Origin of the sequence: Ramlibacter sp. (assembly GCF_028291745.1) — a bacterium.
Classification (GTDB): domain Bacteria; phylum Pseudomonadota; class Gammaproteobacteria; order Burkholderiales; family Burkholderiaceae_C; genus Ramlibacter.
Genome location: NZ_JAQGNQ010000109.1, coordinates 26131 through 47356 on the forward strand (window position 1 = coordinate 26131; position 21226 = coordinate 47356).

The window sequence follows — 21226 nt, forward strand, 5'->3', positions numbered from 1 at the left end:
GGGCTGCTCATTTGACACGCGGCCGCGGCAGCTCGCGGTCCGGCGCGCTCAGGCGCCCTGCCCGCAATTGGCCGACCGCATTCACCACCGCGCGCGCCACGTTGCGCACTTCCTCCTGCACGGCGCGGTCGCGGTCCAGCGCCTGGTGGCTGGTCGCGTAGGGTTCGTAATAGCCGATGTAGCGATCCAGCCGCGCCTGCGTGCCGGCGTCGATCAGGCCCATCCAGTCCAGCCAGTCGCACAGCGCGCGGCGCGAGCCCTCGATGCCGGCCACGTCGCCGTGCACCACCACGCCGTAGGTGCGCCCGGCCAGGTGCTTCGGATACGGCCAGCCGGCAAGCTCCACCTTCTTCGCCTTGGCCGCGTCCTTGCCGGACGTGCTGCTGGGGTCGGGATTGCCGCCATCGGCGCAGACCAGCCGGTCCATCATCAGCTTGAGCGGGCTGGCCACCTGGTACCAGTGCGTGGGCGTCACGATGATGACGCCGTGCGCGGCGGACCAGCGCTCGTAGATCTCCGCCATCCAGTCGTTCACCTGGTTGGTGGAGTGATTCGGATAGCAGCTGCACGGCCAGTGGCACAGGGGCATGGCCGTCGAGACGCACGCCTTGCAGGGGTGGATGTGCAAGTCGTAGTCGGAGGTCAGCCGACTGAGATCGAGCAGGTCAGCCTCGATGGCTTCGGCGCGCAGCGAGTCGCACGCGGCTTGCGCAAGGCGCCAGCTCTTGGACATCTCGCCCGGGCAGGTGCCGTCGTTGCGCGGCGAGCAGTTGATCACCAGCACGCGCGAGGGACTGGCCGGGTCGGCCTGGCGCGCCTGCGCCGCGCGCACCTTGTTGCGCTGCTCGTACCACTCCACCGAGAGGTCGTAGTCCGGGTCCTGGAATTCGGGGCCGGCCTTGCGGGTGATCGGCGCCTTGCGGCCCTCGCTGTACGCGTGCCAGGCGATCTCCTCCATGCGGGCAATGGCTTCATCTTCCGCGCGGAACGCCGGATCGAAGAAGCGCGCGCGAAAGCGCTCGCGAAACACCTCGCGCGCTTGCAGGCCCTGCCACTGGCCCTTGCGGACTTCAGGTTCGGAGGGATCGGGCGGCTGCGGCGTCGACATGGCGGGCTCCTCGGGCAGGGTTCCCAGCGTAGCCGAGTGCGGGGGTTCCAGGGCCGGCGAACAGCCGGACATCGAACGATGTCCGTATTCCGCTGCCACGGTCGGCAATCACGCGCTGACGATCCACCCCTCCAGCGGATCGAGATGCTCCGGCAAGCCATACCGCGGCGCGCCCTTTTGCGCGGCCCAGGCGGCCTGCATCAGGCACAGCACCGCGTCCAGGCTGTCGCCGCTGGCGTCCTCGATCAAGGCGTCGTGCTGTGCGTGGGTGAGCTTCAGGCGCAGGCCCAGCCGCGTGCGTCCCTGCTCCAGCGCCGTGACGAGGTCCTTGCGCGCGATCAGGCGCTCGGGGGTCTGCCTGGCGCGCTCGTCGCTCTTGTAGCTGCGGCGCGCGATCAGCTCCCGCGCCAGCAGGCCGGGGTAGGCCTCCAGCGCGATCCGCTGCGGGTCGCCCGGGTGCAGGCCCGGGATGTCCACGCCCGCCTGCAGCAGCAGCGGGATGGCCGCGTGCAGCATGTAGGCCACCGGCGGGTTCACCCATTTCATCGAGGGACTCGAGCCCGCCAGCTTGTCGAAGCGCCGGTGCGCGAACTTCGCGCCGACCGGCCGCGCGTCGCAGTACGCAGCGAAGGTCTCGCGGATCTGCGGTCGCGTGAGGCCGGCGTAGTGCCGCATGCAGTCGCGCCAATCGGTCGGCCAGCCCAGGTGCTCCACCAGTTCGCGCGGCAGTCCGAAAGGGAAGTCGAAGCCGGCGATCCAGGCCTGCGGCAGGCGCAGCCATTCGGCGAAGGCGGACAGCGAATCCACCTTCTCCAGGCGCGTGAGCTGCACCCGGCCACCGGCAGCGTTGCCGATGGCCAGCACGATCGGTTTGCGCCGCGTGGGCGCGCTGGAGAAATCGCAGCCGACCAGCATCGCCAGCGCCGCGGCCGTCATGCGCGCGGTCAGCCGCGGCCGCAGATGGCGGCGGTGGCCGCCAGATCCTCCAGCAGCGAGAGCGACACCTTGCCCGAGACCGCATAGGGATCGAGCTCGGGCTTTTCCGAGTACTTCAGCAGCAGCGCGCTATTGAGCTTCGAGACGTTGACCTGCCCCATGCTCCAGCCGCCGAAGCGGCGCTCGGAGATTTCCTCGAAGTGCAGCAGGGCGACCTCCTTGTGGCGGGCATCGTTCCGGATCGCGCCGAACAGCTCGCTGACCTGCAGGCGCCCGCCCTCGATGCATTGCAGGAACACGCCGTCGCCGTAGCACAGGATGCCCGTGATGCCCAGGGGGGGGTTGTGCTGCCGCGATTGCTGCAGGATGGACTCGACCGCCTGGGGGCTGGTGTCGACGGCGCGGCTGCAATAGAGGAGGCGGACCAGCATGCTGACTCTCAGTCCTTGCGCGGGATCAGCGCCAGGAATTCGCGCCGCAGGTCGGAGTTCTTGAGGAAGGCGCCGCGCATCACGGAGTTGATCATCTTGCTGTCGAGATCCTTCACGCCGCGCCAGGCCATGCAGTAGTGGCGCGCCTCCATCACGATGGCCAGGCCGTCGGGCTGGGTCTTCTCCATGATCAGGTCGGCCAGTTGCACCACGGCCTCTTCCTGGATCTGCGGCCGGCCCATGATCCATTCGGCCAGGCGCGCGTACTTGGACAGGCCGATGACGTTGGTGCTCTCGTTGGGCATCACGCCGATCCACAGCTTGCCCACCACGGGGCAGAGGTGGTGGCTGCAGGCGGAGCGCACGGTGATCGGGCCGACGATCATCAGCTCGTTGAGGTGCTCCGCATTCGGGAATTCGGTGATCGGCGGCGCCTTGACGTAGCGGCCGCGGAACACCTCGTTCAGGTACATCTTGGCGACCCGCCGCGCCGTGTCGTTGGTGTTGTGGTCGTGGGTGGTGTCGATCACCATGCTGTCCAGCACCGTCTGCATCTTCTCCTCGACTTCGTCGAGCAGCCCTTCCAGCTCGCCCGGCTCGATGAAGTCGGCGATGTTGTCGTTGGAGTGGAAGCGCTTGCGCGCCGCGACCAGGCGTTCGCGGATGCGCACCGACATCGGCACGCCCTCATCGAGGGCGGCGGGGCTCAGCTGGCTGGAGGGTTCGGCTTTCATCAGCATGTTGGACTTTACCACCGGGTGGAGACACGGCATGGACGCTACAAGGCGAGCAGACGTTCCAGGGATTGCAGGGTGTCGGCCTCGTGCAGCGGCTTGTCGTGGCGGATGCGCAGCATGCGGGGAAAGCGCACGGCGATGCCGCTCTTGTGCCGGCCGCTGCGGTTGATGCCCTCGAAACCGAGCTCGAAGACCAGGCTGGGCTTGACGCTGCGCACCGGCCCGAACTTCTCGATGGTGTTGCGGCGGATCACGGCATCGACCTGCCGGAATTCCTCGTCGGTCAGGCCCGAATAGGCCTTGGCGAAGGGCACCAGCTGCAAGGCATCGGCGGCGGGCGGCTCCTTGCGCGCGATCGCCTCCAGCACCGCGTCGGCCTCTTCCTTGCCGGTGGGCGCGCGGTTCCACACCGCGAAGGTGTAGTCGGTGTAGACCGAGGAGCGCCGGCCGTGCCCGGGCTGCGCGTACACCAGCACGCAGTCGACCGTCATGGGATCGATCTTCCACTTCCACCACAGGCCCTCGGCCTTGGTGCGGCCGGTGCCGTAGGCGGCATCGAGGCGCTTGAGCATGAAACCCTCGACGCCGCGTTCGCGGGACTGCTGGCGCTTGCGAGCGAAGTCCTGCCAGGCCTGCGCGGTCTCCACCGGCGAGAGATGAAAACCGGTGCCGGCAAGCAGCGCCTCCAGGCGCGCGCGGCGCTCGCGTTGCGGCAGGCCGCGCAGGTCGGCGCCCTCCTGCTCCAGCAGGTCATAGGCCATGAAGCTCACCGGCGCATCGGCCAGGATCTTCTTCGTGAGGTTCTTGCGGCCTATGCGTTGCTGCAGCAGCGCGAAGGGCGCGGGCCGGCCCGCCATCTCACCGGTCTCCGGATCGGGCAAGTCCTTCCACACCAGGATCTCGCCATCGAGCACCGTGCCGTCGGGGAGCTGCTGCGCCAGCGCCTCGATCTCGGGAAAGCGCTCGGTCACCAGTTCCTCGCCGCGCGACCAGATCCACACGCGGCCGCCGCGGCGGATCACCTGGCCGCGGATGCCGTCGTACTTCCATTCCACCATCCAGTCGGTCACCGGCCCGAGCCGCGCCGAGAACAACTCCGGCGGCAGATCGAGCTGGTGCGCCAGGAAGAAGGGATAGGGCTGGCCCTCGTCGCGCTGCTCCGGCACGCCCTCTTGCGCGGCCGCGATCAAGGCCTCGTAGCGCTCGGGCGAAGGCAGCACCTTGCCGTCGGTGTAACCCATCATCCGTTGGGCGACCCGCTTGGCGTCGATGCCGGCATGGGCGGCGAGCGCGCGCTGCACCAGCAGCTTGCTCACGCCGACGCGAAAGCCGCCGCCGACCAGCTTGGTGAGGAGGAAGCGGCCCAGCGTATCGAGCTCCCACCAGTAGCGGGCGACCCGCTGCGCGACTTCCTCGTCGGGCAGGCCGCGCAGGGGCAGCAGGCGCTGCTCCAGCCATTCGGCCAGGCCGACGTCCGAGGGCTCGTCGCCGCGCGGCAGCACCAGCGCGATCGTCTCCGCGAGGTCGCCGACCGACTGGTAGCACTCGTCGAACAGCCAATAGTCGATCTGCGCCATGTGGCAGGCCAGGCCCACGAGCGAGCCAGTCTTGACCACCTGCCGCGGCTTGCCGCCGGCAAGGAAGTAGACGGCCCAGGCGACATCGCGCGCGGGCGCCTCGTCGAAATAGCGCGTGAGCGCCTCGACCTTCTCGTTGGTGGAGGTGGTCGCATCGAGTTCGCTGAACAGGCGCGCAAATCTCTTCATCGCGATCTGTTTGGAAATTTCAACGCAGAAGTCCCAGAAGTGACGCAGAAATCGCAGAAGAAATCCTTGGAAGGAAGTCCTTCTGCGTGTTCTGCGTTTCTTCTGCGACTTCTGCGTTCAAGAATGCGGTCGATCACCCGCCCTCCTCCTTCAGGTCCGCCTCCACCACATCGTCACCGTATTCCGTGGCGAACGACTCCGCCTGCAGGCCGCGCTCGCCGAGGTAGCGCACCAGCACCGGCGCGCTGCCATGCGTCACGATCACGCGTTGCGCCTGGGTGGCCGCGATCGCCTCCAGCAGGCCCGGCCAGTCCGCGTGATCGGACAGCACGAAGCCGCGGTCGTAGCCGCCGCGGCGGCGGTTGCCGCGCACCTGCATCCAGCCGCTGGCAAACGCGGTCTGCGCATCGCCGAAGCGCCGCAGCCACGGACTGGCCGCGGCGCCGGGCGGGCAGACCACCAGGCAGCGGCGCAGGTCCGCCTTGTCGGTGACCTCGGTCACCATGTGCGTCTCCGGCAGCGCCACGCCGGCCGCGCGGTACGCTTCGTTCAGCGGCCTCACGGCGCCATGCACGATGATCGGCCCGATCGACGGATCGACCCCAGCGAGCACGCGCTGCGCCTTGCCGAAGCTGTAGCAGCAAAGGACGCTGGCGCGCGCATGGCTCGCATTGCGCGTCCACCAGGCGTTGACGTCCGCGAAGATCTCCTCGTCGGGGCACCAGCGGTAGATCGGCAGGCCGAAGGTCGACTCGGTGATGAAGACGTCGCAGCGCACCGGCTCGAAGGCGGCGCACGTGCGATCGGGCGCCACCTTGTAGTCGCCGCTGGCCACCCACACCTGGCCGCCATGTTCCAGCCGCACCTGGGCCGAGCCGAGCACGTGGCCCGCCGGATGCAGCGAGAGCGTCACGCCGTGGTGCGTGATGCGCTCGCCATAAGTCAGGGTGTCGAGGTGGATGTCGCCCAGGCGCGCGCGCAGCACGCCCTCGCCCGGCGCTGCCGCCAGGTAGTGGCCGTTGCCGTAGCGCGCGTGGTCCGAGTGGGCATGCGTGATCACGGCGCGTGGCACGGGCCGCCACGGGTCGATGTAGAAATCGCCGGGCGGGCAGTACAGGCCCTCCGGGCGCTGCACGATCAGGTCGTCCGCGCTCACAGGTACTTCTTCCCCTGGATCACCAGCAGGATGCGCATCAGGATCAACGCCAGCCGCTCCTTGGCGCGCTGCAGCGGCGGCCGCTTCTCGAAGGCGGCCGGGTCCATGGGCCGGCCCTCCTGCAGCATGGCATGCAGCAGCCGCTCGCGCAGGCGGCGCGCGAAGCCGGGATCGTCGACCACCACGTTGGCCTCGCGCGCCAGCAGCAGGCTCAAGGGATCGAGGTTGGACGAGCCCACCGTGGCCCAGCGGCCGTCGATCACCGCGACCTTGGCGTGCAGGAAGCTGGGTGCGTACTCGTGGATGGTCACGCCGGCGCGCAGCAGCGCGCTGAACACCGGCCGCGCGGCGTAGTACTGCATGAAGTATTCGTAGCGTCCCTGCAGCAGCAGGCTCACGCGCACGCCGCGCCGCGCCGCGTTCGCCAGCGCGCGGCGCATGCGGCCACCCGGCACGAAGTAGGCGTTGGCGATGATGATCTCCTCGCGCGCGCGGCCGATCGCCCGCAGGTACGCACGCTCGATCACCGCGCGATTGCGCAGGTTGTCGCGCAGCAGCAGCGCCGCGCGCACGTTCACGTCGGTCTGCCGCGGCGCCACGCTGCGCGCGGGCTGCAGGCGGCCGGCGCGCCAGAGGTCATAGGCACTGGCCAGGCGCGCCCGGCGCAACTGGTCGACGGCCTCGATGCGCGACCACTGCCGCACCATGGTGCGGCGCATCTCGTTCACCAGCGGGCCCTCGACGCGCAGCGAGAAATCGAGTCGCGGCGATGCCAGGGTGCCGTGGTTCGGATCGTGGAAATCGTCGAGGATGTTGATGCCGCCGCAAAAGCCGATGGCGCCATCGATCACGCACAGCTTGCGATGCAGCCGCCGCCACTGCCCCGGCCACAGCAGCCCGAAGGCGCCGGTGCGCGAATAGAGCGCCCAGTGCACGCGCGCCTCGTCGAAGCGCATCTGCCAGAAGGGCGGCAGCTCCGGCGTGCCGAAGCCATCCATCACCACCCGCACCGCGATGCCGCGGCGGCCGGCGCGCTCCAGCGCATACGCCACGTCGGCGCCGGTGCCGGTGAAGTCGAAGATGTAGGTCTCCAGCAGCACCTCGCTGCGGGCGCCGTCGATGGCCGCCACCAGCGCCGGAAAGAAGGCCCGGCTGCCTTCGAGCAGTTGCAGGTCGTGGCCGGCGCGCAGGGGCGGAAGCGCATGCGGCACTGGACCGCCTAGAGCTTGAATTCCGCGATCAGCGGCAGGTGGTCGGACATGCGCCACCAGATGCGCCCGCGCGGAATGGAGATGCCGGTGGGCTTGATGCCGCGCGCGTAGACGAAGTCCAGCTGCGCCAGCGGCAGCCGCGAGGGATAGGTGAGCACGCGTTCGCCAACGTGGTCGTCGAAGCCCAGCTTCTTCATGGCCGGCCGCAGCTTCGCGCCCCAGTCGTTGAAGTCGCCGGCGACGATCACCGGCGCCTTGCGCGGAATCTCGCGCTCGACGTAGCGACCGAGCTGCTCGATCTGCCGCGCGCGGCTGGAAGCGATCAGCCCCAGGTGCAGCACGATCACGTGCAGCTGCCGCCGGTTCACCTCCACCTGCACGTGCAGCAGGCCGCGCTGTTCGAAGCGGTGGTCCGACATGTCCTCGTGGCCCTGGCCCACCACCGGCCAGCGCGAAAGCAGCGCGTTGCCGTGCTCGCCGTGCCGGGTCTTCGCATTGGTCTGGTAGACCGGCACGTAGCCTTCGGGGCAGAGGAACTCGGCCTGCGGCAGCTCGGGCCAGCGGGTGAAGAAGCGTTCCTCGCGGCGATGCAGCTTGCGCACCTCCTGCAGGCAGACGAGGTCGGCATCGAGCTGTTCGACGGCATGGCCGATGTTGTGGATCTCGAGCCGTCGCGCCGGGCCCAGGCCCTGCACGCCCTTGTGGATGTTGTAGGTGGCGATCCGCAGAACGGTCATGAAATGAATTCTGGCAGCATCAGGATCGCTTCGGCGTTGGACGGCGAAAAGCAGCGGTCGGCCGCCTGGCGCCAGGGCAGCCACTGCCACGCGGTGTGCTCGCGCGGATTGAGCGTGACCGGCGTCTGCGCCGGCACGCACAGGCCGAACACGTGCTCCGTGTTGCGCGTCACACCCGGGCCATAACGGTGCAGCCAGCGCGGGTAGATGTCGTAGACGTTCTCGAGGTTCCAGTCGGTGAGCTTGCCCGTGGCGACATCGATGCCGGTCTCTTCCATGACTTCGCGGCGCGCGGTCTGCGCGAAAGTCTCGTCCTCGCGGTCCTTGGCGCCGGTGACCGACTGCCAGAACTCAGTCGCATCGGCCCGGTTGATCAGCAGCACCTCGAGCGCCGGCGTGTGGATCACGACCAGGACGGATTGCGGGATCTTGAAGGGGCGGGACATGCAGCGGCCATTCTGCATGTTCCCGGTGGCGGGCGGGGACGCTTCCAAACCCAACAACCGGACGCCGCCTTCTGCGTCCGGATGTTGGTTGTTCAGGCGGCTCTCAGGTGCCCTGCGAAGTCCGCAAGCGGATATGCAACTCGCGCAGCTGCTTCTCGTCCACCGGCCCCGGCGCCTGCGTCAGCAGGTCTTGCGCGCGTTGCGTCTTCGGGAAGGCGATCACGTCGCGCAGGGACTCGGCGCCCGTCATCAGCATCACGAAGCGGTCCAGGCCGATGGCGATGCCGCCGTGCGGGGGCGCGCCGTATTGCAGCGCGTCCAGCAGGAAGCCGAACTTCGCCTTGGCCTCTTCCTCGCCGATCTTCAGGGCGCGGAACACCTTGCTCTGCACCTCCTCGCGGTGGATCCGCACCGAGCCGCCTCCGAGCTCGATGCCATTGAGCACCGCGTCGTAGGCCTTGGCCAGGCAGCGGCCGGGGTCGGTCTCGAGCCAGTCCTCGTGGCCGTCCTTGGGCGAGGTGAAGGGATGGTGCACCGCGTTCCAGCGCTGCGCGTCCTCGTCGAACTCGAACATGGGGAAGTCCACCACCCACAGCGGCTTCCACTGGCCCTCGATCAGCCCGTGCGACTTGCCGAACTCGCTGTGGCCCACCTTCACGCGCAGCGCGCCGATCGAGTCATTCACCACCTTCGCCCGGTCGGCGCCGAAGAAGATCAGGTCGCCGTTCTGCGCGCCGGTGCGCTTGACGATCTCGGCGATCGCGCGGTCATGCAGGTTCTTCACGATCGGCGACTGCAGGCCTTCACGGCCGGCCGTGACGTCGTTGACCTTGACCCACGCCAGGCCCTTGGCGCCGTAGATCTTCACGAACTCGGTGTAGCCGTCGATCTCGCCGCGGCTCATCGCGGCGCCGGCCGGCACGCGCAGGCCGACCACGCGGCCGTCTTCGGCATTGGCGGGTGCGGAGAACACCTTGAAGTCGACGTCCTTCATCACGTCGGTCAGCTCGGTGAACTCCAGCTGCACGCGCAGGTCCGGCTTGTCGGAGCCGTACAGGCGCATCGCGTCGGCATGCTTCATCACCGGGAACGGCGGCAGCTCGGTGCCGATGGCGTTCTGGAAGGTGCTGCGGATCATGCCCTCGAACATCGTGCGGATCTCCTCCTCCGTCATGAAGGAGGTTTCGACGTCGATCTGCGTGAATTCCGGCTGCCGGTCCGCGCGCAGGTCCTCGTCGCGGAAGCACTTGGTGATCTGGTAGTAGCGGTCGAAGCCGGAGACCATCAGCAGCTGCTTGAACAGCTGGGGCGACTGCGGCAGCGCGAAGAACATGCCGTCGTGCACGCGCGAGGGCACGAGGTAGTCGCGCGCGCCCTCCGGCGTGGACTTCGTGAGCATCGGCGTCTCGATGTCGATGAAGCCGTTGGCATCCATGAACTTGCGCACTTCCATCGTCACGCGGTAGCGCAACCTCAGGTTGTTCTGCATGTACGGGCGGCGCAGGTCCAGCACGCGGTGCATCAGGCGCGTGGTTTCCGAGAGGTTCTCGTCATCGAGCTGGAACGGGGGCGTGACGGACGGATTGAGCACCGTCAGCTCCTGGCACAGCACCTCGATCTTGCCGCTCTTGAGGTTGTCGTTGATCGTGCCCTCGGGACGCGCGCGCACCAGGCCCTTGACCTGCACGCAGAACTCGTTGCGCAGGCTTTCGGCGGTCTTGAACATCTCCGGCCGGTCGGGGTCGCACACCACCTGTACATAGCCTTCGCGGTCACGCAGGTCGACGAAGATCACGCCGCCGTGGTCGCGCCGGCGATTGACCCAGCCGCACAGGCTCACGGTCTGGCCCATCAGGGCTTCGGTCACGAGACCACAGTAGGTCGTACGCATTTGTTGGGACATGGGGAACCTCGGGAGAACGCGCAGCTCAGCGCGTGATCGTCTTCTGGGGCGACACGACGCCCATCGAGACGACGTATTTCAGAGCGTCGTCGACGCTCATCTTGAGTTCGATGCAGTCGCTCTTGCGCAGCATCACGAAATAGCCACCCGTGGGGTTCGGGGTGGTGGGGACGTAGACGCTGAGGTATTCCTCGCCGCGCAGGTAGGTGGTGACGTCGCCGCCGGGCGTGCCCGTGACGAAGGCGATGGTCCACACGTCCGCCCGCGGCCACTGCACCAGCACCGCCGTGCGGAACGCATTGCCGCTTTCGGAGAACAGCGTGTCGGAGACCTGCTTGACGCTGGAATAGATCGACCGGACCACCGGGATGCGGGTGACGACAGCGTCACCCAGGCGCACCAGCTTGCGGCCGATGAAATTGCTGGCCGTCGCGCCGACGATCAGCAGGATGGCCAGCGTGAGCAACACGCCGAAGCCGGGGATGTGCACGCCGATCAGGCGGTCGGGCTGCCAGGCTGAAGGCAGGATCAGCAGGGTCTGGTCGAGCGTGTCGATGATCCAGCGCAGCACGCTGAGCGTGACCACCGCCGGCACGATGACGAGCAGCCCCGCCAAGAGCCATTTGCGCAGGGCAGACATTCAGTACTCAGTGGCAGGCGCAGGACGCGCCGCAGCCGCCGGCCGAGGCGCTGGGCGCATCGGTCTTGCCGGCAGCGGGAGTGCTGTCGCTCTTGCTCTCGGCCGGCTTGCTTTCCGCCGGCTTGGTTTCGGCGGGCTTGCTCTCGCCGGGCTTGCTCTCGGCGGGCGGCTTGTCCGTGCTGTCCGGAGTGGCCGGCGCGCCGCTGTTGCCGCCGCGGAAGTCCGTGGCGTACCAGCCGGAACCCTTCAGCTGGAAGCCGGCGGCAGTGATCTGTTTGGTAAAGCTGTCGGCGCCGCACGACGGGCAGGTCGTGAGGGCGGGATCGGACAGTTTCTGCAGGACATCCTTGGCATGGCCACAGGAGCCGCACTTGTAGGCGTAGATGGGCATGGCAGTGTCAGGAGGTCGTGAAATGCAAAGCCTTCAATTATAGGGACCCGGGGGAAATTCAATCCCGGGGCCGCGAGGATGCCATTCCGGGGCAGACGGATGTCAGCGCAATGTGAGGGATGTCATGCCCGAAGGATGTCATGCCTGAAGGGTGCAAATCCCTGAAGGGTGTCATCCCTGGAGGATGTCATCCCGGGCTTGACCCGGGATCCATGCCCTGATCCGGCGCAGTCGTGGATTGCGGGTCAAGCCCGCAATGACATCCTAGGACATCCAAGACATCCAAGACACCAGGAGATTCAGGACATCCAGCCCCTACTGCGCCGCCACGCTCGCCACGTGATGCGTATGCTCATGCCGGTTGCGCAGGCGCTGCGGGACGAGCGAACCCACGATCTGGCCGATGAAGGCGGCGATCAGGCCGGCGAGCTGGCCGGGGAACTGCTTGCCCAGGACCTCGCCGCCCACCTGCGGGAAGAACAGCAGCCACACGGCGATGCCCGCCGCCACCGAGCAGATCGCGCCCTGCGTGGTGGACCGCTTCCAGTACAGGCCCATCACCAGCGGCACGAAGGCGCCCACCAGGGTCACCTGATACGCGGCGGAGACGAGGTCATAGATCGAGGTGCCCTTCATCGCGATGGCATAGGCCAGCACCAGCCCGGTAAACGTGACGATCGTCGCGCGCATCGCGAACAGCTGCTGCTTGTCGGTCATGCGCGGGCGCACGTTCTTCAGGATGTTCTCGACGAAGCTGGTCGAAGGCGCCAGCAGCGTCGCCGACGACGTGCTCTTGATTGCCGAGAGCAGCGCGCCGAAGAAGAGGATCTGCATCACCAGGGGCATCTTCGTGAGCACGAAGGTGGGCAACAGGCGCTGGTAGTCGTTCTTGGCCAGTTCCACCGCGCTGTTGCCCATCACGACGACGGCACTGGCGACGATGAACATGGGCACGAAGGCGAAGAAGATGTACGAGACGCCGCCGATCACCGCGCCGTTGCGCGCCGTCTCGGCATTGCGCGCCGACATCACGCGCTGAAAGACGTCCTGCTGCGGGATGCTCCCCAGCATCATCGTCAGCCCCGCGCCGATGAAGAAGGCCATCTCGGTGAAGCTGGGCGCCGGCAGGAAGTGCCACAGGTCCTTGGACGTCGCCAGGGCCAGCACCTTGTCGGCGCCGCCGGCCAGCCTGGCGGAGAAGACGGCGATGATCGCCAGCCCCACCACCAGCACGATCATCTGGATGAAGTCCGTCCAGGCAACGGCGAGGAAGCCGCCGATCACCACGTAGACCAGCACGGCCATGGTGCCCACGATCATGCCCGCGGTCTCGGACATCGCACCGTTCGTGAGCACCGAGAACACCAGCCCCAGCGCCGTGATCTGCGCCGCCACCCAGCCCAGGTAGCTGAGGATGATCGCCGCGGAGCAGAAGATCTCGATGCCGCGCCCATAGCGCTGGCGATAGAAGTCGCCGATGGTCAGCAGGTTCTGCTTGTACAGGCGGGTAGCGAAGAACAGGCCCACCAGGATCAGGCAGGTGCCGGCGCCGAAGGGATCCTCGACGATCGCATTGAGGCCGCCCTGCACGAAGCGCGCCGGAATGCCCATCACCGTCTCGGCCCCGAACCAGGTCGCGAAGGTGGTGGTGACCACCATGATCAGCGGCAGGCTGCGCCCCGCGATCGCGAAGTCGGTAGTGTTCTTGATGCGGGTGCCGGCCCACACCCCGATCCCCAGGGTGCCGACGAGGTACAGGACGACGAAGGTGACGAGCGTGTAGTTCATGCCAAGTCCTCACCCGGCAGGCGGGCAGCCGGAATTATGCAGCACGACTGCAGAGCTTAAAAAACCCGAATGTGCACCACGTACTGCATCACCGCCAGGCCGAAAGCAAATCCGAGGCCCACGTAGATGATGGTCTGCAGGAGCCGGTTGGTCTTCTTCAGTTCCGCCATCAGTTCGTCGGCGTCGCGCTTCATGATGCCGCGCTCCTTGCGCAGGTAGCGGTGGATCAGGTGCGGCAGCTCGGGGATGATCTTGGCGTAGCGCGGCGCCTGGGCGCGGATCTCCTGCCAGAGCTTCTGCGGGCCGATCTGGTCCAGCATCCAGCGCTCGAGGAAGGGCTTGGCGGTGGCCCACAGGTCCAGCTCCGGATCCAGCTGGCGGCCCAGCCCCTCGATGTTCAGCAGCGTCTTTTGCAGCAGCACCAGTTGCGGCTGGATGTCGACGTTGAAGCGGCGCGACATCTGGAACAGCCGCATCAGCACCATGCCGAGCGAGATCTCGCGCAGCGGCCGGTCGAAGTACGGCTCGCACACGGTGCGCACGGCGCCCTCGAGTTCGTCGACGCGGGTGCCGGGCGGCACCCAGCCCGACTCGATATGCAGTTCGGCCACGCGCTTGTAGTCGCGCCGGAAGAAGGCCGTGAAGTTCTGCGCCAGGTAGTCCTTGTCAAACTCCGTGAGCGTGCCGATGATGCCGAAGTCGAGCGAGATGTAGCGCCCGAAGCTGCCCGGCGCGATGCTCACCTGGATGTTGCCGGGGTGCATGTCCGCGTGGAAGAAGCCGTCGCGGAACACCTGCGTGAAGAAGATCGTCACGCCGTCGCGCGCCAGCTGGCGCAGGTCGACGCCGGCTTCGACCAGCCGCTCGACCTGGCCGATGGGCACGCCGTGCATGCGCTCCATCACGATCACCTCCGGGCTGACGAAGTCCCAGTACATCTCCGGGATCATCACCAGGTGCAGGTCCTGCATGTTGCGGCGCAGCTGCGCGGCGTTGGCGGCCTCGCGCACCAGGTCCAGCTCGTCGTGCAGGTACTTGTCGAACTCGGCGACCACCTCGCGCATCTTCAGCCGGCGCGCGTCCACCGACATGCTCTCGACCCAGCGCGCCAGGATGCGCATCAGGTCCAGGTCCTTGTCGATCACGGACAGCACGCCGGGCCGCAGCACCTTCACGGCGACCTCGCGCACTTCGCCATTGCGCAGGCGGACCGTGGCGAAGTGCACCTGCGCGATCGAGGCGCTGGCCACCGGCTCGCGCTCGAAGGTCTCGAACACTGCCGCCAGCGGCCGGCGGAAGGAACGCTCGATGGTGGCCACCGCCACCTCGGAGGGAAACGGCGGCACCCGGTCCTGCAGCAGCGCCAGTTCGTCGGCGATGTCGGCCGGCAGCAGGTCGCGCCGCGTGGACAGCACCTGCCCGAACTTGACGAAGATCGGACCCAGGTGCTCCAGCGCTTGGCGCAGGCGCTGCCCGCGCGGGGCGTCGAGCTGGCGGCGGCGGCCGAACGAGATGATCCGGGCGAGCCCCTGCAGCCGGAAGCCGGAGAGCGCCAGCTCGTCCAGTCCGTAGCGCAGGATCACCCAGAGGATGAAGACGGCGCGCAGGTAGCGCGTCATCCGCCTGCCTGCCCCGGTCCCATGGGGGACGTGGCAGCCGGGGTATCGCCGGGATCCCGCGCAAGAGGCCCGCGCGCGACGAACTGGCGCATGGCATCGCCCATGCGCCGCAGCACCGAGCCGACGGCATGCGCGGGCGCATCGCCGAAGACGCGGGCGAGGTCCTCCTCGAGGTCCCAGCGCACGTGGTCCACCAGCCACTGCACTTCCGCGGCCAGTTGCACGTCACCGGCAATGCGCACCGGCGGCTTCTCGCCGCGCACGGCGGCACGCGCCAGCGAGAAGGGCGACTCTTCGGTCAGGGTGAGAGTGAGGTCGGGCAGTTGCGTGATCGGGCCCAGGTCCAGCAGCCCGGCAGGGGTGGCAACCAGCCGCACGCTCAGGTTGCGCCAGTGCGCCTCGACCAGGCGACCGGCCTGGCGCTTCAGGCGCGCCTGGGCCTCGGGCTCCTGCTGCAGGACGTGATTGAGCATCAGCACCAGCCGGTGCTGCATCTCGTGCACCATCCAGCCGGGAGGCTGCAGGGCCTCGCCGATGCGATCGAAGATCTGGTCGAAAAAGGAAGCGGGGGACGGGGTCGTCGACATGATGCGCGATTATGCGGCGCGCCCGGAGGGGGCTGGCGGCACTGGCGGCGCTCGGACCTTCCGTGTCCGTCCGTGGTATTGCCGGCTGCGCCGCATCGTGGATGTCATTGCGGGCTGAGCCCGCATCCTGGATGTCATTGCGGGCTTGACCCGCAATCCACGACGGCGCGTGACCGCGCGCTGCAATGGATCCCGGGTCAAGCCCGGGATGACATCCAAACAGCCCGGGATGACATCCAAACAGCCGGGGATGACATCCAGACAGCCGGGGATGACGCGTCGTCAGACGTTCACTGCAGCGCCTGCACCCCCGCCACCAGCCAACCGGCCGTGCCGCTCTTGGGCTTGATCATGTTCCACACCTCGCGGAAGGGCGCGGGCCCGGCCGAGGCCTCTTCGCGCATCATCCCGGAGAACTCGACGCTGGCCATGTACTCGGTGGGCAGGTCCTCGATGCCGAGCAGCTTCGCCTCGAGCATCACCACGTCGGTCTTCTGCGGCGTCACCGCGGGCTGGCGATCGCGCTCGGCGATCTGGGTGCGGATCTCCTGCAGCATCTCGTCGGTCATCATGCTGCGCAAGGTGCCGGTGTCGCTGTGGTCCCACGCCTCCTGCAGCGTCACGAAATTGCGCTTCGCCGCCTGCAGGAAGCCCTCGGCGTCGAAGCCGGCCGGCACGCCCCAGTTCTGCGAGCCGTCCAGGCCGCCGGCCGCGCCCACGGCGGAGCCGATGCGCACGCCGCTCTGCGCATGCTGCACGTCGAAGCCGCTCTCCCAGGGCCGCGCCGAGGCGTCGTTGCCCACTTTCTGCGGGTTGTATTGCGGCGGCGACGCGGGCGCATCGACCGTGGCGCCCTGGTAGGCATAGCCCGGGTCGCGGCGCGCACGCATGCGGCCGAAGATCATCAGCGCCACCATGGCCAGCACCGCGATCAGCAGGATGTTGCCGAAGCCGGCGCCAAAGCCCAGCGAGTGCGCCAGCCAGGCCAGGCCCAGGCCGGCGGCGAGGCCGCCCAGCATGCCGCCCCAGCGGCTGCGCGGCGGCGCGAGCGGCGGAGTCTGCGGCGCGACGCTGCCGTTTTGCGCGTTGCTCGGCGCCCTGGGCGCCACCGCCGGCGGCGCGCTGTAGCGCTGTGTGACGTTGGGCGACATGCGGCCAATGGAGCGGCCGCCACCCAGGCGCGCCGCCTCGGCGTTCATCGCTCCGAGGGTGAGCACCAGTGCCAGCAGAACAGTGAAAAGCTTCATCATCGATCTCCTTGCTGATGCGCCATGTGGGGGCTCAGCACTTGATTGCAACATGCAGCGCTGCCACGCCGCCGGTGAGGTTGTGGTAGTCCACATGACCGAAGCCGCTTTGCTTCATCATGGCCTTGAGTTCCTCCTGCCCGGGATGCATGCGGATGGATTCGGCCAGGTAGCGGTAGCTGGCCTCGTCGCCCGCCACCATGCGTCCCAGGCGCGGCAGGATGCCGAAGGAGTACCAGTCATACGCCTTCTCGAGCGGCCGCGCCACCTTGGAAAACTCCAACACCAGGAGCTTGCCGCCCGGGCGCAGCACCCGGTGCATCTCGGCCAGCGCGCGGTCCTTGTGCGTCATGTTGCGCAGGCCGAAGCCCACGCTCACGCGGTCGAAACTGCCGGCGGCAAACGGCAGTTTCTCCGCGTCGCACACCACGGTCGGCAGGACGAGGCCGGCATCGAGCAGCCGGTCGCGTCCGACGCGCAGCATGGACGCATTGATGTCCGTATGCACCACGAAGCCGGTGTCGCCCACCTTGCGCGCGAAGGCCTGCGCCAGGTCGCCGGTGCCGCCGGCGAGATCCAGCACGCGCTGCCCGGGTCGGACATCCGCCACCAGCACGGTGTAGGCCTTCCAGGCACGGTGCAGACCGAGCGACATCAGGTCGTTCATCAGGTCGTAGCGTGGCGCCACGGAATCGAACACGCTGCGCACGCGCCTGGCCTTCTCGCGCTCGTCGACCGACTGGTATCCGAAGTGGGTGTTGCTCATGGAATGCGTGTTTCTCAATGGCCGCACGCGTGGCCCGCGTTGGCGGCCATGGGAGCGTCGCGCTCCGCGCCGGCCTCCTGCAGCCGGCGTTCGTAGTCCTGCCACAGCTGCGCCTGTTGCTGGCCGAGGAAGTACAGGTAGTCCCAGGAGTAGATGCCGGTGTCGTGGCCGTCGGAAAAGGTCGGCTTGACCGCGTAGTTGCCCACCGGCTCCAGCGAGACGATGTCGACCGCGCGCTTGCCGGTCTGCAGCACCTCCTGGCCCGGGCCGTGGCCCTGCACTTCGGCGGAGGGCGAGTAGACGCGCATCAGCTCGAAGGGCAAGCGGAACAGCGAGCCGTCGGCAAAGCCGACCTCCAGCACGCGCGACGCGCCATGCAAGATGAGGGATTCAGGATTGGGAGTGTCGCTGCGCAGGCCGGCCATGGATGGCAGTGTACGGGACCCCGCAGCGGCCGAGGCCTGGGAGACTGCGTATGCCCGAGGTCAACAGAATTCGTAGGGTGGGTTGCCGCAGGCACCCCACCAGTGGGCGCCGAAAGGTGGGGTGCCTCCGGCAACCCACCCTGCTAGAAGCGCACGCCCAGGTTCACGTACCAGCGATCGTCGCCCGATTGCGGCGCCGCGGAGTTCACCGTCAGCGGGATGCGGCTGCCCAGCACCAGCCGGCCGTAGTCCACCGAGGCCACGAACGGACCCCTGGCATAGCGCAGGCCGAGGCCGACGCTTGCGAGCCGGTCGGAGGCGGGCTTGTTCAGGCCGTCCGGCTCGTTGTTCCAGACGTAGCCGGCATCCACGAAGCCCAGGCCTCGCAGGCCCGCCAGCAGTTCCGGCGTGGTGATTTCGAGCGTCGCCGACACGCCCTTGTCCGCCGAGATGGGCCGCTCGATCTCGGTGCCGCGCACGGACGCCAGCCCACCCAGGCCGAACTGCTCGCCGGAGATCAGCACGTCCGGGCTGTACTGGAAGTTGCCGCGCAGGCTCCAGATCCAGGTCTGCGCCAGCGGCGCGGTGTAGCTGGCCGAACCGCGCACGGCCTTCCAGTGCAGCTTGCTGATGCGCGGGTCCTCGCTTTGGTAGGAGGCCAGGTCGTTGTGCTCGCCGGTGCCGGTGTTCCAGGCCAGCTCGGTGGTGTAGCCCCACACCGCTGTGTCGCTCTCGGTGCGCGCCGTGTAGCCCAGGCTCACCGGGCGGCTGCGGCGATCGAGCGCACCGGGCACGATGATGTCGTTGATCTTCGATGCATTGAAGACCTTGTCGTCGATGCCCGCCGTCACATAGCTGCGGCGGCCACCCTGCGGCGCCAGGTAGCGCGTGAAGTTCAGCCCGAAGGTGCGGCCGGCGCCGGTGCTGGTGAAGCTGCCGAAATTGCCGACCACGTCCGAGCGCGTGAAGCTCGCGCCGATCACGCCGCCCGCGGCATAGAGCGGCACCTTGTAGGCCAGGCCCAGTTGCTTCACGTCATCCGGCCGCTCGAACGAGGTGGTGTAGGCGCCGATGAACTGGTGATCGCGGTTGAAGAGGTTGGTGTGCCCGCCCGAAACCGTGAAGCGATCGCGCCCCGAGGTGGCGTCGCCGGCGTTCGACAGCGACATGCCCAGCGTCCACGGGCGCTCTTCGCGCACGGTGATCGTGGCGTCGATCTTGTCGGGCTCCTCGGACTCGCGCAGCCCCACCTGCACCTGCTTGTTCGGGTTCTCGTTGGCGATCGCGGTCTGGATGGCCAGGCGCTTGAAGTTGGGACTCTCGCCCTCGCGCAGCTCCGGCAAGGTGCGGCGGATGTTCTCTTCGTCGTAGATGCTGCGGCCTTCGATGGTCACGCGGCCGACCACGAACTTCACGATGGAAAGCTTCACCGTCTCGCCGACTTCCTGCGGCGGCAGGGCGACCCGGTGCAGGCCGAAGCCGCGCGCGCGCAGTGCGCTTTCGAGGGCGGCGGTCGCCTGCTGCAGCGTTTCGAGCGTGGCGTTCGGGCGGATGAAGGGGGCGAGTACGCGTTGCGCCTCCGCCTCGCCGATCGGGTTTTCGCCTTCGATGCGAAAGCCGCGGAGGGCGAACACCGTGGCCGGGGCGGCGGCGGCCATGGGCGGCGTCGGTGCGGTGGGCGCAGCGGCGCGGCCCTGGGCAGAGGCTGCGCCCGCGGCAATCGTCATCAGGGCCAGCAGGCCGTGCCGCGACAGCCGCGGCGAAGCAATGCCTCGAGTCATGTTTCCTTGCCGCTCGTTCTTATGGGAGCGGGCATTCTCGCCGCGGGTAAACAATTTGTCACCCGCCGGTTGGCATAGCTACTTGCAGACCTGGCTGTTGCTGCGGATCCCCGACTCGCCCAGCACGGTGGAGAGCAGCGGGTTCCTGGAGTTGGGCAGCGGTACGCGATCGAACTCGATGAACTTCGGGATCAGCGAGGGGCGGGCCGTCTCGCCCGTGACGCTGGCAAAGCCCGCCTCGCCGCGTCCGAGCTCCAGCACGTCGCGCGCGCTGGTGATCTCGATATGGCCGTCGCGCACGAACACGAACAGGCCCTCGGCGGCATCGGACACGGCCTCGGTCGCAAACAGCTTGGGCGGCACCGGAACTTCGTCCGGCCGCGGCGTGCCCGGGTTGGGCTGGTTGGCGATCGGCTGCACGGCGCCCGACGCCGGTATGAAGAGGCCCTGCCCCGCCTGCAGCACCTGCAGCGCGGTCTGGCCGGTCTGGCCCACCTCGATGGCGCCGAGCCAGGTCCACAGCGTCAGGCCGGCATCCGGCTCGCCCGGCTCGCCGGCGCACACGCCGGTGCAATTGACGTCGAAGCCGGTGCCGCGGATACCGATGGTGGCCGTGGCCGTGCTGAAGCCGACGTTGCGGTTGTTGGCCTTGGCGATCAGGCCGGTGAGCGTGCGCACCGAGCCGCGCAGGATGGAGGCCAGGAAGCGGCCTTCGCCGGCGTTCTTGTCGTCGTAGACGAAGTTGTCGACGCGAAAGCGCGATTGCGAACCGAGCGTGATGCGCGTGTCATCGCGAAAGGCCAGCACCGCCTGGCCGCCGCGCGCCGTCTCCACCACGTCGCCGGGATAGACGCTGCCGCCCGCCACCAGCCGACGGCGCAGGCCGGCGCCGTCGACGGCAAAGAGGTCGCCCTGCACCGTCACCACCTTGGCACTCGCCTGGATCGCGTTCGGACGCGAGGCTTCCTGGATCTGGCTCGATTCCTGGCCGCATTCCCCGCTGCACACGCGTGCGTCGAAATCGGTGCCGCGGATCCCGATGGTGGCCGTGTTGGTCTGCACCCGCGCGGCATTGGGCGAGCTCTTGGAGATCACGCCGGTCACCGCGCGGAAGCCGCCGCGCACCAGTTGCATCAGGTAGTTGTTGTCGGGCGCGTTCTCGTGGAACTGGTACTGCTGCAGCACGAGTTCGGAGTTGGGCCGCAGCGTCATGCGCGTGCCGTCCGCCAGCTTGATGATGGCCGAGGCGCCCTCGGACGTGGTCAGCCGGTCGCCTTCGCGCAGCACCAGGCCCTTGCCCAGCGTGCGCGGGGTTTCGCCGGGCGTCTGGGCAAAGCCGACGCCGCGCGAGAACTCGACTTCACCGGCGGTACTTTGGGCATGGGCACTGGCCGCCACGAGCAGCAGGCCCCCGGCCAACAGCGTTGCCAGCCAGTGAGATACATCTTTTGCTGCACGCATGGACAAACCTCCGGTCACCGGTGTTTCAATCGAATAGCTGATTTGCCTGTTATACACGCTGCCGCAGAGACACAGGGGCGAGCGCAGGGG

20 protein-coding genes are annotated in these 21226 nt (G+C 68.0%); all 20 read right to left on the reverse strand.

Going from position 1 to position 21226, the window contains the following annotated elements:
- Positions 1-7: 7 nt before the first annotated feature.
- Positions 8-1108 (reverse strand): flavodoxin family protein, encoded by a 1101-nt coding sequence (locus tag JWP60_RS20200; RefSeq protein ID WP_299795343.1) that lies wholly within the window; start codon positions 1106-1108, stop codon positions 8-10.
- A 108-nt stretch (positions 1109-1216) separates the two neighbouring features.
- Complete coding sequence (locus JWP60_RS20205) at positions 1217-2044, reverse strand: DUF429 domain-containing protein (RefSeq protein ID WP_299795345.1); 828 nt, start codon at positions 2042-2044, stop codon at positions 1217-1219.
- A gap of 8 nt (positions 2045-2052) precedes the next feature.
- Positions 2053-2475, reverse strand: a complete 423-nt coding sequence (locus tag JWP60_RS20210) for a BLUF domain-containing protein (protein WP_299795347.1) — start codon at positions 2473-2475, stop codon at positions 2053-2055.
- An 8-nt stretch (positions 2476-2483) separates the two neighbouring features.
- Positions 2484-3209 carry a GTP cyclohydrolase I gene (gene folE, locus JWP60_RS20215; protein WP_299795349.1) on the reverse strand — a complete coding sequence of 242 codons (726 nt, stop codon included), beginning with the start codon at positions 3207-3209 and terminating at the stop codon, positions 2484-2486.
- A 44-nt stretch (positions 3210-3253) separates the two neighbouring features.
- Positions 3254-4978: an ATP-dependent DNA ligase gene (locus JWP60_RS20220; protein WP_299795351.1), complete on the reverse strand. Its 1725-nt coding sequence runs from the start codon at positions 4976-4978 to the stop codon at positions 3254-3256.
- 133 nt (positions 4979-5111) lie between these two features.
- Entirely contained in the window at positions 5112-6134 is a 1023-nt protein-coding gene (locus JWP60_RS20225; protein WP_299795353.1) for a ligase-associated DNA damage response exonuclease, read from the reverse strand.
- Entirely contained in the window at positions 6131-7345 is a 1215-nt protein-coding gene (gene clsB, locus JWP60_RS20230; protein WP_299795356.1) for a cardiolipin synthase ClsB, read from the reverse strand. The genes JWP60_RS20225 and clsB overlap by 4 nt, the downstream gene beginning before the upstream one ends.
- Before the next feature lie 8 nt (positions 7346-7353).
- Positions 7354-8082 carry an endonuclease/exonuclease/phosphatase family protein gene (locus JWP60_RS20235; protein WP_299795358.1) on the reverse strand — a complete coding sequence of 243 codons (729 nt, stop codon included), beginning with the start codon at positions 8080-8082 and terminating at the stop codon, positions 7354-7356.
- On the reverse strand, positions 8079-8528 hold the full coding sequence (gene nudB, locus JWP60_RS20240) for a dihydroneopterin triphosphate diphosphatase (RefSeq protein WP_299795360.1): 450 nt from the start codon (positions 8526-8528) through the stop codon (positions 8079-8081). The genes JWP60_RS20235 and nudB overlap by 4 nt, the downstream gene beginning before the upstream one ends.
- A gap of 103 nt (positions 8529-8631) precedes the next feature.
- Complete coding sequence (aspS, locus tag JWP60_RS20245; protein ID WP_299795362.1) at positions 8632-10419, reverse strand: aspartate--tRNA ligase; 1788 nt, start codon at positions 10417-10419, stop codon at positions 8632-8634.
- Between the two features lie 37 nt (positions 10420-10456).
- Positions 10457-11071 (reverse strand): DUF502 domain-containing protein, encoded by a 615-nt coding sequence (locus JWP60_RS20250; protein WP_299795364.1) that lies wholly within the window; start codon positions 11069-11071, stop codon positions 10457-10459.
- A gap of 7 nt (positions 11072-11078) precedes the next feature.
- Positions 11079-11462 (reverse strand): FmdB family zinc ribbon protein, encoded by a 384-nt coding sequence (locus JWP60_RS20255; protein ID WP_299795366.1) that lies wholly within the window; start codon positions 11460-11462, stop codon positions 11079-11081.
- A gap of 315 nt (positions 11463-11777) precedes the next feature.
- Positions 11778-13250 (reverse strand): sodium:solute symporter family protein, encoded by a 1473-nt coding sequence (locus JWP60_RS20260; protein ID WP_299795368.1) that lies wholly within the window; start codon positions 13248-13250, stop codon positions 11778-11780.
- A gap of 56 nt (positions 13251-13306) precedes the next feature.
- Positions 13307-14869, reverse strand: a complete 1563-nt coding sequence (gene ubiB, locus JWP60_RS20265; RefSeq protein WP_299795369.1) for a ubiquinone biosynthesis regulatory protein kinase UbiB — start codon at positions 14867-14869, stop codon at positions 13307-13309.
- The gene (locus JWP60_RS20270) at positions 14866-15456 is read right to left on the reverse strand and encodes a hypothetical protein (RefSeq protein WP_299795370.1); all 591 of its coding nucleotides are present in this window, start codon (positions 15454-15456) and stop codon (positions 14866-14868) included. The genes ubiB and JWP60_RS20270 overlap by 4 nt, the downstream gene beginning before the upstream one ends.
- 290 nt (positions 15457-15746) lie before the next feature.
- Positions 15747-16706, reverse strand: coding sequence for a Tim44-like domain-containing protein (locus tag JWP60_RS20275; protein ID WP_299795371.1), 960 nt, complete (start codon positions 16704-16706; stop codon positions 15747-15749).
- 31 nt (positions 16707-16737) lie between these two features.
- Entirely contained in the window at positions 16738-17469 is a 732-nt protein-coding gene (ubiE, locus tag JWP60_RS20280) for a bifunctional demethylmenaquinone methyltransferase/2-methoxy-6-polyprenyl-1,4-benzoquinol methylase UbiE (protein ID WP_299795372.1), read from the reverse strand.
- A 14-nt stretch (positions 17470-17483) separates the two neighbouring features.
- Positions 17484-17894 (reverse strand): DUF971 domain-containing protein, encoded by a 411-nt coding sequence (locus JWP60_RS20285; RefSeq protein ID WP_299795373.1) that lies wholly within the window; start codon positions 17892-17894, stop codon positions 17484-17486.
- A 143-nt stretch (positions 17895-18037) separates the two neighbouring features.
- Positions 18038-19675, reverse strand: a complete 1638-nt coding sequence (locus JWP60_RS20290; RefSeq protein ID WP_299795374.1) for a ShlB/FhaC/HecB family hemolysin secretion/activation protein — start codon at positions 19673-19675, stop codon at positions 18038-18040.
- A 78-nt stretch (positions 19676-19753) separates the two neighbouring features.
- Positions 19754-21136 (reverse strand): FecR domain-containing protein, encoded by a 1383-nt coding sequence (locus JWP60_RS20295; RefSeq protein ID WP_299795375.1) that lies wholly within the window; start codon positions 21134-21136, stop codon positions 19754-19756.
- Positions 21137-21226 lie beyond the last annotated feature (90 nt).